This is a genomic window from Caulobacter sp. DMC95, from assembly GCF_056313785.1.
In genome coordinates this window covers 56,923-70,020 of the sequence record NZ_JBQUZP010000005.1, presented here as the reverse complement: position 1 = coordinate 70,020, position 13,098 = coordinate 56,923, and the positions used below count along the sequence as shown (strand labels likewise).

General features: G+C 66.3%; 13 protein-coding genes. 9 read left to right on the top strand and 4 right to left on the bottom strand.

Going from position 1 to position 13,098, the window contains the following annotated elements:
- Positions 1-32: 32 nt before the first annotated feature.
- A complete protein-coding gene (locus ACT53N_RS13065; RefSeq protein ID WP_476064305.1) occupies positions 33-1,193 on the bottom strand; it encodes a glycoside hydrolase family 88/105 protein in 1,161 nt (386 codons plus the stop codon).
- A 170-nt stretch (positions 1,194-1,363) separates the two neighbouring features.
- On the opposite strand from ACT53N_RS13065, the gene ACT53N_RS13060 reads away from it, so the two are divergent.
- The 3 genes from ACT53N_RS13060 (at position 1,364) to ACT53N_RS13050 (ending at position 3,922) form a co-directional block, all read left to right on the top strand.
- A complete protein-coding gene (locus ACT53N_RS13060) occupies positions 1,364-2,629 on the top strand; it encodes an alginate lyase family protein (protein WP_476064304.1) in 1,266 nt (421 codons plus the stop codon).
- Between the two features lie 52 nt (positions 2,630-2,681).
- Positions 2,682-3,032 carry a DUF2200 domain-containing protein gene (locus tag ACT53N_RS13055; protein WP_476064303.1) on the top strand — a complete coding sequence of 117 codons (351 nt, stop codon included), beginning with the start codon at positions 2,682-2,684 and terminating at the stop codon, positions 3,030-3,032.
- 104 nt (positions 3,033-3,136) lie between these two features.
- Positions 3,137-3,922 (top strand): alpha/beta fold hydrolase, encoded by a 786-nt coding sequence (locus ACT53N_RS13050; RefSeq protein ID WP_476064528.1) that lies wholly within the window; start codon positions 3,137-3,139, stop codon positions 3,920-3,922.
- Here the strand turns inward: ACT53N_RS13050 and ACT53N_RS13045 are convergent.
- The gene (locus tag ACT53N_RS13045) at positions 3,911-4,672 is read right to left on the bottom strand and encodes a FadR/GntR family transcriptional regulator (RefSeq protein ID WP_310213162.1); all 762 of its coding nucleotides are present in this window, start codon (positions 4,670-4,672) and stop codon (positions 3,911-3,913) included. The genes ACT53N_RS13050 and ACT53N_RS13045 overlap by 12 nt on opposite strands.
- A 279-nt stretch (positions 4,673-4,951) precedes the next feature.
- Between ACT53N_RS13045 and manD the strand changes: the two genes are divergently transcribed.
- Positions 4,952-6,163: a D-mannonate dehydratase ManD gene (gene manD / locus ACT53N_RS13040; RefSeq protein ID WP_476064302.1), complete on the top strand. Its 1,212-nt coding sequence runs from the start codon at positions 4,952-4,954 to the stop codon at positions 6,161-6,163.
- A gap of 125 nt (positions 6,164-6,288) precedes the next feature.
- Complete coding sequence (locus tag ACT53N_RS13035) at positions 6,289-8,172, top strand: hypothetical protein (RefSeq protein WP_476064301.1); 1,884 nt, start codon at positions 6,289-6,291, stop codon at positions 8,170-8,172.
- 159 nt (positions 8,173-8,331) lie between these two features.
- On the opposite strand, the gene ACT53N_RS13030 is transcribed toward ACT53N_RS13035, so the two are convergent.
- Complete coding sequence (locus ACT53N_RS13030) at positions 8,332-8,721, bottom strand: VOC family protein (RefSeq protein WP_476064300.1); 390 nt, start codon at positions 8,719-8,721, stop codon at positions 8,332-8,334.
- Between the two features lie 337 nt (positions 8,722-9,058).
- On the opposite strand from ACT53N_RS13030, the gene ACT53N_RS13025 reads away from it, so the two are divergent.
- The 4 genes from ACT53N_RS13025 to ACT53N_RS13010 all read left to right on the top strand — a co-directional run bounded on the left by ACT53N_RS13025 (position 9,059) and on the right by ACT53N_RS13010 (position 12,835).
- Positions 9,059-9,310, top strand: a complete 252-nt coding sequence (locus tag ACT53N_RS13025) for a hypothetical protein (RefSeq protein ID WP_476064299.1) — start codon at positions 9,059-9,061, stop codon at positions 9,308-9,310.
- Positions 9,311-9,338: 28 nt separating this feature from the next.
- Positions 9,339-9,836 carry a low affinity iron permease family protein gene (locus tag ACT53N_RS13020; RefSeq protein WP_476064298.1) on the top strand — a complete coding sequence of 166 codons (498 nt, stop codon included), beginning with the start codon at positions 9,339-9,341 and terminating at the stop codon, positions 9,834-9,836.
- Between the two features lie 144 nt (positions 9,837-9,980).
- Positions 9,981-11,198 carry an MFS transporter gene (locus ACT53N_RS13015; RefSeq protein ID WP_476064527.1) on the top strand — a complete coding sequence of 406 codons (1,218 nt, stop codon included), beginning with the start codon at positions 9,981-9,983 and terminating at the stop codon, positions 11,196-11,198.
- The gene (locus tag ACT53N_RS13010) at positions 11,195-12,835 is read left to right on the top strand and encodes a glycoside hydrolase family 43 protein (RefSeq protein ID WP_476064297.1); all 1,641 of its coding nucleotides are present in this window, start codon (positions 11,195-11,197) and stop codon (positions 12,833-12,835) included. Before ACT53N_RS13015 ends, ACT53N_RS13010 begins: the two co-directional genes overlap by 4 nt.
- On the opposite strand, the gene ACT53N_RS13005 is transcribed toward ACT53N_RS13010, so the two are convergent.
- Positions 12,836-12,970, bottom strand: coding sequence for a hypothetical protein (locus ACT53N_RS13005; protein WP_476064296.1), 135 nt, complete (start codon positions 12,968-12,970; stop codon positions 12,836-12,838).
- Between the last annotated feature and the right edge of the window lie 128 nt (positions 12,971-13,098).

Below are 13,098 nucleotides of genomic sequence, written 5' to 3'. Positions count from 1 at the left end.
CCGGACGGCCAGCCCATTTTTTAAGTCAGGTCTTAGAAGCGCCCGCGTGACAACTCGGAGGCCGCCAACAGGAAGGCGCCGGCGCCATAGAGTTGGGTGTCGCCCGCCGCCACGTGGTCGGGGGCGTAGCCGACCTGCTGCACCCAGCCGAGTTTGCCGTCAGGCCCGACCGCGCGCGCCAGTCCTTCCCAGCCGCGCCGCGCCGACCGGGCGTACCGTGCGTCCCTCAGCAGGCCCTGGTTCACGCCCCAGGCCAGGCCATAGACGAAGAAGGCGGTGCCGCTGGTCTCGGGCGGGCTGTTCTCGGGCGCCAGGAGGGAGACCGACCAGTAGCCGTCGGCCTTCTGCAGCGCGACCAGCTTGGCCGACATCCGCTTGAACAGCGCCACATAGCGCGGGCGCGACGGATGGTCGGCCGGCAGGGTCTTCAGGACGTTGACGATCCCGGCATAGGCCCAGCCGTTGCCCCGGCTCCAGAAGATCTTGCGGCCCTGCGCGTCGCGGCGCTCGAAATAGCGGCTGTCGCGGAAATAGAGGCCGTGTTCCTTGTCCAGAAGCCAGTCGGTCGCCGCCCAGAACTCCTGATCGCCGTAGCGGGCGTAGCGCAGATCGCCGGTCGCGATCGACAGGGCGGTCCAGGTCGGCGGGGCCATGAACAGGGCGTCGCTCCAGCACCAGCGGGCCTGACACGGCTGGTCTTCGGTTCCGTCGATAAAGGTCAGGTCCGCGCGGGGCGGATCGGCCAGAATGGCGTCGAACCGGGCCTTGACGGGGGCGATCTGTCCGGGCGCGCGGTCGCGGGCGTGCAGCCACAGCCAGCTCTGGGCGATGACATGGTCGTCGGCGTGCAGCGGACGCTTGCCCAGGCCCCAGTCCTGCGCCTGGCCATGGGCGCGCAGGGCTTGGGCATAGCCAGGATCGGCCGTCCGCTCGGCGAAGGCGGCGAGGCCCGCGTAGAAGGCGCCTTGGATCCAGCCGCGCGGGTTTTGCGTGCCGGTGCGATGGGTCTGAACGTAGTCGAACCGCCCGTCCATGTGGCGCAGCTGCCAGTCGGCGACCGCGCGTCCCAGGGTCAGGGCTGAGGCGGCGACGTCAGCGCGCTCGGCGGCGGGGGGACTGGTTGCAGCGGTTGCGGCGGTGGTGCTTGCGGCCAGCGTCAGGCCTGCGACGATCGCGGTGATGGTGGCGCGCATGACGTCGTCCCCTCCGTTGCGCCATCTGCGAGCGCTTCGCGTTTGTCTGTACCGGACAAATCGCAACCTCGGCAACCGCCAAGACCAGTTTCGCCCATTTGGTCTGGCCAATTTCGGTATGCGCGTTATGGTCCCTGCAAGCCGCGCACTGACGGCGGGGAGGCGTTCGAATGATCCGTTCTTCAATGGCGATCGCGGCGAGTTTCGTGACGCTTCTGGCGGTTGTTCCCCCCAGCGACGCGCGCGCGCAACCGGTGTGCCGGGCCGACCAGGGCTATGCCAGCGACTTCGACGGGCGTCGCACGTTCCGCTGGAAACCGCAGGCCCTGGCCGCCGCCAAGGCGCGTCTGTCCGAGCCGGCCTTGGCGCCCGCCTACAAGCTCCTGCTGGCCCGGGCTGATCGAGCGCTCGCCGGACCGGTCTACAGCGTGGTCGATAAGGGCCGAACGCCCCCCAGTGGCGACAAGCGCGACTACATCTCGATGGGTCCCTATTGGTGGCCCGATCCGGCCCAGCCGAGCGGCGAGCCCTATATCCGGAGGGATGGCGAGGTGAATCCGGAGCGGAACACCAACGCCTTCGACGCCAATCGCATGGAGGCCATGGGCGGCGCCGTCGAGGCCCTGGCGCTGGCCTACTACTTCACCGGTGAGACCCGCTATGCGGCCCAGGCGGCCCGCCTACTGAGAACATGGTTCCTGGACCCGGTCACGCGGATGAACCCGTCGATGACCTATGCTCAAGGCGTGCCGGGGCGCACCCTGGGGCGAGCCGAAGGGGTGCTGGACACCTATCGCCTGCTGCGGGTGATCGAGGCGGTGGGCGTGCTGGCGCCCGCCGGGGTGCTGACCGCCGCCGACGAAAAGGGCCTGGAAGCGTGGTTCGGCACCTATGCCGACTGGATGCAAACCGCCCCGACGGGCAAGGAAGAGCGCGCGGCCAAGAACAACCACGGTCTCTGGTATGACTATCAGCTGGCCACCTTCGCCCTGTTCGCCCGTCGGCCTGAGCTGGCTCGCGAGGTGCTGGCGAACGTTGGGCCTGGCCGCATTGACCCCGAGATCGCGCCGGACGGCCGCATGCCCGAGGAGCTCTCGCGGACCAAGGCCCTGCACTACAGCTACTTCGCGCTGGAGCCGCTGATCGGCATGGCCGAACTTGGCCCCTGCGTCGGCATCGACCTCTGGGGCTACAAGGGGCCCAAGGGGCAGGGGATCCGCGTCGCCCTGGACTATCTGGCGCAGTTCGTCGGCAACGAGGCGGCCTTCCCGTACAAGGATCTCAAGCCCGAGGACGCCAGCCGCGAAGCCTTGCCGCTCTACGACCTAGCCGCCCACGCCTACGGTGACGCCGAGTTCGCAGCCAAGGCGGAGATGATCGCGGCCAAGGCCCCCGCCGCGCAGAGCCGGTTGACGATCGCCCCACTCCGGAAGTGAGCCCGCGCGCGCCGCGTGCTAGCGTCATCCCGCCCGCCGGGGACCGCTTTCGATGACTCAGCACCGCATCTACACGACCAGCTTCGCCAGCGTTTATCCGCTGTATGTCGCCAAGGCCGAGCGCAAGGGCCGCACGCGGGCGGAGGTCGACCAGATCCTGCTGTGGCTGACGGGATTTAACCCCGCCGAACTGGAAGCGCAGATCGCCGCCAAATCCGACTTTGCGACGTTCTTCGCGGCGGCCCCGGCGCTCAATCCGGCGCGGGCGCAGATCAAGGGCGTGGTCTGCGGCGTACGCGTCGAAGAGGTCGAAGAGCCGCTGATGCGGGAGATCCGTTATCTCGACAAGCTCATCGACGAGCTGGCCAAGGGCAAGGCGATGGACAAGATCCTGCGGGCCTAGAGCGTTCTGCCTCCATCGCGCGCCGAGCGTCCGTCATGCGGCGTTCTCGTTCTTCTCAGCGAGTCGCGTTATCCGACGGCCAGGTTTGAATAGCCGTGGGCGCCATGAGCGGGTCGAGCTTCATCTACTGTCATGGCCTGCCGGGATCCGCAGCGGAGCTTGAGCTATTCGGAGGCCCAGATCGCGAGAGCGTTTCCGTCGCTTGCCTCGATCGCTTGCAGGCGGGCGGCGACGTGGACTGGCAAGCAAGGCTGCTGAAGACCTTCGACGCGTCGAGAGCTGAGATGGGCCGACCGACCGTGCGGTTGGTGGCCTTTTCGCTCGGGACGATGTCAGCCCTGCACATCGCCGCGCGACGGCCTGAGGCCGTAGAGGCCGTGGATCTGATTTCCGCCGCCGCGCCGCTTGAGTTGGGCGACTTCCTTCCGCGCATGGCCGGGAAGGCTGTGTTCCAGGCGGCCGCGACGAGCCCTGGCGCGTTGCAACGGCTTGGTCGGGTTCAATCGCTGATCAACGCCGTCGCCCCATCGTTGTTGTTGAAGCTCATGTTCGCGGGCGCGGCGCCCCCCGAGCAAGCGCTGCTCGTCGACGCTGATTTTCGCGCGGCGGTGCGCGATGGGCTGACAACCAGTCTCGGGCGGGGCCGGAGGGCCTACGAGGACGAGCTCACGACGTATGTACGGCCCTGGAGCGACATTCTGTCGAATGTCCAATGTCCGGTGAGGCTATGGCACGGCGACGAGGATGGCTGGGCGCCGCTCGACATGGCCTACGCTTTGGCGCAGGCCTTGCCTGCCGGCGCCGCCGTCACCGAACTCGCCGGCGCGGGTCACTACGACGCGTTGAAGCGCGCCCTTCCGGCCATCTTGCGCGAGACTTCAGATCGCTGATCGCCGCGCCAGCTCGGTGCGCCGCGCCGCCACCTCGTTGCGGGCGCGTTCGAGGGCGTCGATCTCCGTCGCCGTCAGTAGGTTGTCGATGACGCGGCCCAGATGCTCGCGCATGGCGTTGCGCGCGCTGGTCGGGTTGCGTTCTTTCAGCGCCAGCAGGATTTCCTGGTGGTCGTCGATCAGCGGGCGCACGCCCACCTGCCGGGCGCGTTCCAGCATGGCGCGGCACAGCGGTGACTTGTAGCGCAGGTCCCACAGGTTCTCGACCACGGTGACCAGCGCGCTGTTGCGGCTGGCCTGGGCGATGGTGACGTGGAAGCGGCGGTCGGCGCGCTCGCCCTTCACGTTGTTGTCGTTCTCCACGACCATGTCGTCCATGATCGCAGCCAGTTCGGCCAGCTCCTCGTCGGTGATGGTGGCGGCGGCCAAGGCGGCGACCTCGCCCTCGATCAGGCGGCGGGCCTCGGTCAGCTCGAAGGCGCCGATGTCCAGTTCCGGGGCCGACACCTCGGGGCGGGGCGCTTCGGTGACATAGACGCCTGAGCCGTGACGGGCTTCGACCAGGCCGCGGATCTCGAGCGCGATCATGGCTTCACGGACCGTCGGGCGGCTGACCTTGTAGTCTTCGGCCAGATCGCGCTCCGACGGCAGGCGCTGGCCGGGCTTGTGGACGCCGTCACGGATCGCGTCGGCGATCGAGTTCGCCACCTGCTGATAGAGTTTCTTGGTTTCGGCCGTCGAAGTGGTCATGTGTCCGCGATCCCGCCGACATTACGTCGGTCAGTGCGAATCCTATTGTATCGCAAGGCGCGGCGCCACTGCGCAGCCGCGTAGGGTGGCAAGACCACCAGAGCCTTTCCCTTTCGAATGGAATCATTTGAAGGGGGCAAAAAGGCTCTATTTCAAACATTTAGAGCGTGATTGCCGCCGAAGCCGCTCACACTTTCGGCTATCACGCTCTAGCGTCTTGTCGGATAAGTGGCTAGAAGTGGTCAGGCCACTTTACGGCTGCGCTAGCTCACCAGGTCCATGCTGAAGATCATCGACGCCAAGGTCATCGTCACCTGCCCCGGCCGCAACTTCGTGACGCTGAAGATCACCACCGAAGACGGCGTGACCGGCGTCGGGGACGCCACGCTGAACGGCCGCGAGCTGGCGGTGGTCAGCTATCTGCAGGACCACATGATCCCGTGCCTGATCGGGCGCGACGCGCACCAGATCGAGGACACCTGGCAGTTCTTCTATCGCGGCTCGTACTGGCGTGGCGGACCGGTGGGCATGAGCGCCCTGGCCGCCGTCGACATGGCGCTGTGGGACATCAAGGCCAAGGTCGCGGGTCTGCCGCTGTATCAGCTTCTGGGCGGGGCCAGTCGCGTAGGCGTGACGGTCTATGGCCACGCCAACGGCGAGACCATCGAGGAGACCATCGCCGAGGCGGTGAAGTACAAGACGCTGGGCTACAAGGCCATCCGTCTGCAGACCGGCGTGCCGGGCCTGGCCAGCACCTACGGCGTCTCCAAGGACAAGATGTTCTACGAGCCGGCCGACAATGACCTGCCCACCGAGAACCTCTGGTCGACCGCCAAGTACCTGAACAGCGTGCCGGCGCTGTTCGCCAAGGCGCGGGAGGTGCTGGGCTGGGACGTGCATCTGCTGCACGACGTGCATCACCGCCTCACCCCGATCGAAGCGGCGCGCCTGGGCAAGGACCTGGAGCCCTACCGTCTGTTCTGGCTGGAGGACTCGGTCCCGGCCGAGAACCAGGCGGGTTTCCGCCTCATCCGCCAACACACCACGACGCCGCTCGCCGTGGGCGAGATCTTCTCGGGCGTGTGGGACTGCAAGCAACTGATCGAGGAGCAGTTGATCGACTACCTGCGCGCCACGGTGTTGCACGCCGGCGGGATCACCAACCTCAAGAAGATCGCCGCCTTCGCCGACCTGCACCACGTCAAGACCGGCTGCCACGGCGCCACCGATCTGTCGCCGGTGACCATGGCCGCGGCCCTGCACCTGGGGATGGCGATCTCCAATTTCGGCCTGCAGGAATACATGCGCCACACGCCCGAGACGGACGCGGTGTTCCCGCACGCCTACAGTTTCGGGGACGGCATGCTGCACCCGGGCGATGAGCCGGGCTTGGGTGTCGACATCGACGAGGACCTCGCCGCCAAGCACCCCTACAAGCGCGCCTACCTGCCGGTGAACCGACTGGAGGACGGGACCATGTTCAACTGGTAAGGCCAAAGTGGCTTGACATCTCTAGGCGGTCGGCGAAATTGGTCATGCCAAGCGCGCCGCCGTCTTCCCATTGTGCTGCGCGAAAAACCCCCAAGACCCGCGTCGGCGGGCGTCGCGAGCGATCCATGCCCCTGCGTACCCGCCTGTTCCTGACCGTCGCCGCTCTGGTCGCGACGCTTGCGCCGGCGGTCCAGGCCACCGCCGCCAACCAGGATCCGCGCGGCCTGCTTTACGCGGCGGTCGCCCCGATGAACCAGACGGTCGAAGGGCGCATTCTGCCCCGGATGGCGGTCCTCCTCGACAAGCTGATGACCGAGAAGCGCGGTATGACCCTGGACGGGGTCAAGGTCTTCGAGGCGGACGACAAGTTCCTGCCCGGTAAGATCGCTATCGGTCTGGCCTATCTGATCGTCGACACGCCTCGCACCGATGCGCGCCATGGCCAGTATCTGGCGGCCTATCGCGAGATCGCCGACATGACGGTCGGTGACGTCAATGACACCTGGGGTGTCTACTACTACTGCCAGGCCTTGCTGATGCTGCGGGACGCCGGCGTCCTGGAGCAAGCGGTCTCGCCCGCCACGCTTGAAAAGCTGAAGGTCAAGCTGGACTGGCGTCGCTTTGTGCGGGCCGATGATCTGACGCTGATCAACCTGCCCAACAACTACTACGGCGTCGCGTTCAGTGTGGCGCGCCTGCGCTACCAGCTGGGCTGGGAGGACGCCTCGGCCAGCGAAGCGCTGCTGGGCAAGACCCTCGACCACTACCGCAAGTACTCGGGCGCGTACGGCTTCGCCGATGAGACCGACGGGCAGGGACGTTTTGATCGCTACAGCGTGCTGCTGATCGGCGAGATCGCGCATCGGCTGATCGAGGCGGGCATGCCGGCTTCGCCCGAGGTCCGGGGCTGGCTACGTCGCTCGGTCGACCTGATGCTGCCGCGCCTGAACCTGCGCGGCGAGGGCTTCGAGTACGGGCGCAGCATCGGGACCTACGGCGAGACGGCGTTCCTGGAGGTGCTGACCGCAGCGGCCAAGCTGGACGTGCTGACGCCTGAGGAAAAGCGGATGGCCTACGCGTTCAGTTCGCGCGTCGCCGCCCGCTATATGGATTTCTGGTTCGATCCCGCCATGGGCTCGGTGAATCTGTGGGAGCACGGCCGCCGCACCGACGCCTATCGCGGCAAGCACCGGATTCTGGGCGAAAACCTCAGCCTCGGCCGACAGTACATCTACACCAACGCCATCTGGAACGACCTGGGTTTCAAGGATCAGCCGGCCGACCCGGGCTACGCCGCGTGGCTCGATCGTCTGCCCAAGCGGACGGTCACCTGGTTCGCGAAGGGCGCGAACGACCGTCTCCTCGTCACGCTCCGCGACCAGCGCCCGGGGGGCGAGGCCCGGGTGATCGGCCTGCCGATCATCAACGGCGGGGAGGGGCAGCACATGAACTCGCCCTACTATCCGATCCCGTCTTCGCCGGGGCTGTTGCAGCACGTCGCCGACGCGGCGTTCCCCCAACTGCTGCCGCGCATCACGCTTGAGGATGGCGCGCAGTTGGCCCCTCTGGCTTACGCTCGGAAGGCGAAGGTTGTCGGCGCCGGCGCGCGCACCGTTGTGACCTATCGCCAGGACAAGATGGATCGGCTGGGTCAAAGGGCTCCCGTCGCAGACGACCGGGCCAGTGTCCGAACGACCTACGAACTACAGCCGGGCCTGATCCGCCGCACCGACGTGTTAACGCTTCGCCCAGGCGTTAAGACGAAGGCCATTGACCTGGCCTTCGCCAGTTTCTCGCGTGGTGCGGTCAGCAAGGGCGGTGTCACCACCTTCAGCGCGGGCGACGTGACCGGCTTCGAGGTCGAGGGTCTTTCGTGCGAAAGCCGCGACCTGAACAACGAGCCCGCCTACCGATCGGTGACCGGCGCGATGACCGCCCTGACGACCTGCACGGGCGCTCAGGGCGGTGCGGGCACGATTACGGTGCGTTGGACGCTCCGCTACCGCTAAAGCTCCTTCTGATCGGATTACGCAATCAGGTCGGAGGGACTCTGCCTAGAGCCTCTCTGGTTTAGATGGAACCATCTAAACCAGATAAAAAGGCTCTAAAATCAAACATTTAGAGTCCTTTCAAACGCTTTAGATGATTCCATCTAAAGCTAAAGGGCTCTAGGCGGGCCCGACGCGGAACGCGCACAGCTTGTTGCCGTCCAGATCGCGGAAATAGGCGGCGTAGAAGGCCTGCGGGCCGTCGTCGCCACGCACGCCGGGCCCGCCCTCGCACTGGGCTCCCAGGCTGATGGCTTTTTCGTAGAGGCTGTCGACCTTGGCGCGCTCATCGACCACAAGGGCGATCATGGCGCCGTTGCCGAAGGTTGCGGCCTCGCCGTTGTAGGGCTTGCCGACCCCGAACATCGGCTTGCTCCAGTCGACGCCCCAGGCGCAGCCGCCGGTCGGAAACTCCATGAGGCGCTTGACGCCAATCGCGCCGAATAGGTCGTCATAAAACGCCTTGGCCTTGTCCAGGTCGTTGCTGCCTACCAGAGTGTAACCGATCATCCTGCGTCCTCCGTCGCCTCATATCCCCGCAGAGTGGGTCAGAGGCGGTCGCCTCGCCACAGGAATCTACGACGTCGCCGAACTGCCGACCCGGAGGGCGCAATGGCTGCGCGCCTGCTGTCGAGTAGCCATGAAGCCGGCCATCCTTATCGGAGCTGCGGCGCAAGTAATGTCGGGTTCACGACAAATAGTGATTTCTGATTCCGAGTCTTTTGGGGTCGTCATACCCGAAACGGGGTGTTAAGTTACCGGCATCATCGGCACGGTTTCTTCGAGCGCTGATGGCTGAGAGAAGAAGCTAAAGCTTAAGCTCCCGCTCGTGAAGCTGGAGCAGCATATGCCCACCTATCTATTCTATCCTCAGCGCGCCGATGGCGTTTCTTTGACCTTCATCGCCGAGAGCGCTGGCGGCGACGCCGACGCCCTGGAGTTGGCGGGCGAGATCGCAGCGGCGCATGATTGCGCCAGCGTCTTTGTCTGGGAGCCCGCGCCTCACAACGGACCAGACCGCTTTGTCGGCGAGGTCGATCGCCCGGCGCCGACGAGCCCGCCAGCATCGACTACCGCTGGAGCCAGCGTGGAGGCCTGAGCGTTGCACGGTGGCGAGGGAGGTCGCCGTGGACAAACTGTTCGCCAAGTTCGCCAACATCACCGCCCGGGCCACGGGCAGCCCGCCAGCGTTCCTGATCTGTGTGGGTGTCGTTCTGGCTTGGGCTGTCTCAGGCCCGATCTTCAGGTTCTCCGAAACCTGGCAGCTGGTGATCAACACCGGCACCACGATCGTCACCTTCCTGATGGTGTTCCTGATCCAGAACACTCAGAACCGCGACGGCATGGCGCTACAGACCAAGCTGGACGAACTGATCCGCGCCTCCGGCGAGGCCGAGGACTCATTCATCGGCATCGAAAAGCTGACCGACAAGGAGCTGGAGGCCTTGCATGGTCGTTGCAAGGCGCGCGCTGAACGTCACATTCAGGCGGTTGAAAGGCTCTCCGCCGAAAAGGCGACACGCGCGCGGCGCAAGACCCTGAAGCGTGCAGGCAAGCCGACGACGCGCAGAGCGACGTCGAGTCGCGCCAAGGCGTTGAAGGCCGGCCATCCTCCTGACACCTAAGACTAAAGTCTAGGTCTGACCCCAAGGAGGTGGACGTCTGACCACTTCGGCGGTAGCGGTACCAGCAATGAGCCGTTCAAGGCTTGATGGGGAAGCGCCTTGCCGAAGTTGAAAGCCCTGCGCTGGTGGATCATCGGCCTGGTGATGCTGGGCGCGATCATCAACTATCTGACGCGCTCGACCATGGGCGTGGCGGCGCCGACGCTGCTCAAGGACCTGGGCATCTCGGTGACCGAGTACTCCTGGATCACCAGCGCGTTTCAGTTGGGGATCATGCTGCAGCCCATCTGCGGCTATGTGCTCGACACCCTGGGCCTGCGCACGGGCTTCGCCGTCTTCGCCGTCGCATGGTCGTTGATCGCCATGGCCCACGGCCTGGCCAACACCTGGCAGGGCTTCGCGGTCTTGCGCGGCTTTCTTGGCCTGGCCGAAGGTTCCGCCCAGCCGGCCGGGATGAAGACCGTCGCGGTCTGGTTCCCCGCCAAGGAGCGGGGCTTTGCTGGCGGCGTGTTCAACATCGGCGCGTCGATCGGCTCGGTTCTGGCGCCGCCGCTGGTGGTCTGGGCCGTCCTGACCTGGAACTGGCGCGCCGCCTTCGTGCTGACCGGGGTGATGGGCTTGGTGTGGGTGGTGTTGTGGCTGGCTTTCTATCGCTCGCCCGAACAGCATCCGTCGATGACCGACGAGGAACGCGCCGTCATCGCCGCAGGGCAGGAGGCCCACCTGGAGGCGGTCGCCGCGCGCCCCTCGGTCGTGTCGATCCTCAAGCAGGGCCAGTTCTGGGGCATCGCCCTGCCACGGTTCCTGGCTGACCCCACCTGGGGCACGCTGGCCTTCTGGGTGCCGCTCTATCTGTCCCAGACACGCGGCTTCGACCTCAAGCAGATCGCGCTGTTCGCCTGGATGCCGTTCGTGGCGGCCGACCTTGGGTGCCTGGCGGGCCCGGTGATCGCCCTGTTCCTGCAGAAGCGCGGCGTGTCGCTGATCAACGCCCGCCGCATCGCCTTCACTCTGGGGGCGGTGTTGATGACGGGCATGATGTTTGTGGGCAAGGTCGAGAGCGCCTACGCCGCCATCGCACTCTTGTGCCTGGGCGGTTTCGCGCACCAGACCCTGTCGGTGACGGTGATCACCATGGCCTCGGACCTGTTCCGTCGCAACGAGGTCGCCACCGTCGCGGGCCTAGCCGGCATGATGGGCAATCTTGGACTGCTGCTGTTCTCGCTGCTGATCGGCGGGCTGGTGGCTAAGATCGGCTATGACCCGTTCTTCATCGCGCTGGGCGTCCTCGACATCGCCGGCGCCGTGCTTCTGTGGACCCTTGTCAAAGATCCCGCCGCTCCCGCCAAGGCCGCCGCATGAGCAACGACCTGATCCGCAACCCGATCCTGCGCGGCTTCAATCCCGATCCTTCGATCGTTCGCGTCGGCGAGGATTACTACATCGCCACCTCGACCTTCGAGTGGTTCCCAGGCGTCCAGATCCACCATTCGCGGGACTTGCGGAACTGGCGCCTGCTGAGCCGGCCGCTGCGGCGCCCCAGCCAGTTGAACATGGTGGGCGATCCGGACGGCTGTGGGGTTTGGGCGCCGTGTCTCACGCATGCCGACGGCCGGTTCTGGCTGATCTTCACCGACGTGAAGCGCTACGGCCGCACCACGGTCGGCGGGGCGTCGGGAGCGTCGCTGCGCGACTTTCACAACTACCTCGTCACCTGCGAGACCATCGATGGTGAGTGGTCGGACCCCATTCACCTGAACAGCTCCGGCTTTGATCCCTCGCTGTTCCACGACGACGACGGCCGCAAGTGGCTGGTCAACCAGCTGTGGGATCATCGTCCTGGCCGCAACCGCTTCGCGGGCATCGTCCTGCAGGAGTTCTCGGTCGCCGAGCAGCGGCTGGTCGGCGAGCGCAAGGTGATCTTCGAGGGCACGCCGATCGGCCTTACCGAGGCGCCGCACCTCTACAAGCGCGACGGCTGGTATTACCTGCTGACCGCCGAAGGCGGCACCGGCTGGGGCCATGCAGCGACCCTGGCCAGGTCCCGGTCGATCGATGGCCCCTACGCGCTGCATCCCGACACCTATCTCCTCACCGCGCGGGATCGCCCGCACGCGCCGCTACACCGCGCCGGCCATGGCGACCTGGTCGAGACCGCCGACGGCGAGACCTACATCGTCTATCTGTGCGGGCGACCGCTGCCGGGCCGCGGGCGCTGCGTCCTGGGGCGCGAGACCGCCATCCAGAAGCTGACCTGGGAGGCCGACGGCTGGCCTCGCACGCTGGACGGGTCTGGCGATCCCACGCTGGAGACGCCCGGTGCGGGCCTGGACGACCACCCCTGGCCGATCGCGCCGGCGCGGGAGGACTTCGACGCGGCGGACCTGCCGATCGACTTTCAGTGGCTGCGGACGCCGCATCCGGAGACGATCTTCAGTCTGAGCGCGCGGCCCGGTTTCCTGCGCCTCTGGGGGCGCGAGAGCCTGGGCAGCGTCTTCACCCAGGCGCTGGTGGCGCGACGCCAGCAGGCGCACTGCTACTCGGCCGCGACGATCCTCGACTTCGAGCCCGCCCACTTTCAGCAGGCGGCGGGCCTTGTCTGCTACTACAACGGCTCCAAGCTGCACTATCTGCACGTGACGCACGACACTGAGATCGGCAAGCACCTGCTTGTGATGACCTGCACGCCTGACAGCCCCCAGGCCGACAGTTTCACCGCGCCAATCCCGCTGGGCTCGGGGCCGGTCGAACTGCGTGTGGAAGTGGATTTCGAGCGGCTGCGCTTCGGGTTCCGACAGGGCGGCGACGCCTGGTGCTGGTTGCCGGAAGTATTCGACGCCTCGATCCTGTCCGACGAAGCCACCGCCCCGGGCGCGCCGAACTTCACAGGCGCCTTCGTGGGCATGGCGTGCCAGGACATGTCCGGCGCGGGTGCGCCGGCTGATTTCGACTGGTTCGACTATCGTGAGCGGGACTACGCGCCTCGCGCGCCGGCCTGATCAGTAGATCAGATGGGTCAGCAGCAAGGCGCTGACCAGGCCCAGCCACAGGTACAGGGTGATCGCCACGGGCAGAACCCGGCGCATCAGAAAGGCGCTGAGGCTGAAGCTGAACGGTGCGTTGGCCGAGAGCATGATCGTGGCGCGTGTGCTCGGGTTCAAACGGGAGCGAGGCGGAAACGCAAAGCTGGAAGCAAAGTCGGCCAATGCGCCCGGAAGGGCGAAGCCGTGAACCAGAAAGAGAGCCGGCTGGCCCTCCGAAA

Excerpts from the sequence above, each read along its gene's own strand:
- ACT53N_RS13065 (WP_476064305.1), bottom strand. The coding sequence starts at position 1,193 with ATGCGCGCCACCATCACCGCGATCGTCGCAGGCCTGACGCTGGCCGCA.
- ACT53N_RS13060 (WP_476064304.1), top strand. The coding sequence starts at position 1,364 with ATGATCCGTTCTTCAATGGCGATCGCGGCGAGTTTCGTGACGCTTCTG.
- ACT53N_RS13055 (WP_476064303.1), top strand. The coding sequence starts at position 2,682 with ATGACTCAGCACCGCATCTACACGACCAGCTTCGCCAGCGTTTATCCG.
- ACT53N_RS13050 (WP_476064528.1), top strand. The coding sequence starts at position 3,137 with ATGAGCGGGTCGAGCTTCATCTACTGTCATGGCCTGCCGGGATCCGCA.
- ACT53N_RS13045 (WP_310213162.1), bottom strand. The coding sequence starts at position 4,672 with ATGACCACTTCGACGGCCGAAACCAAGAAACTCTATCAGCAGGTGGCG.
- manD (WP_476064302.1), top strand. The coding sequence starts at position 4,952 with ATGCTGAAGATCATCGACGCCAAGGTCATCGTCACCTGCCCCGGCCGC.
- ACT53N_RS13035 (WP_476064301.1), top strand. The coding sequence starts at position 6,289 with ATGCCCCTGCGTACCCGCCTGTTCCTGACCGTCGCCGCTCTGGTCGCG.
- ACT53N_RS13030 (WP_476064300.1), bottom strand. The coding sequence starts at position 8,721 with ATGATCGGTTACACTCTGGTAGGCAGCAACGACCTGGACAAGGCCAAG.
- ACT53N_RS13025 (WP_476064299.1), top strand. The coding sequence starts at position 9,059 with ATGCCCACCTATCTATTCTATCCTCAGCGCGCCGATGGCGTTTCTTTG.
- ACT53N_RS13015 (WP_476064527.1), top strand. The coding sequence starts at position 9,981 with ATGCTGGGCGCGATCATCAACTATCTGACGCGCTCGACCATGGGCGTG.
- ACT53N_RS13010 (WP_476064297.1), top strand. The coding sequence starts at position 11,195 with ATGAGCAACGACCTGATCCGCAACCCGATCCTGCGCGGCTTCAATCCC.
- ACT53N_RS13005 (WP_476064296.1), bottom strand. The coding sequence starts at position 12,970 with ATGCTCTCGGCCAACGCACCGTTCAGCTTCAGCCTCAGCGCCTTTCTG.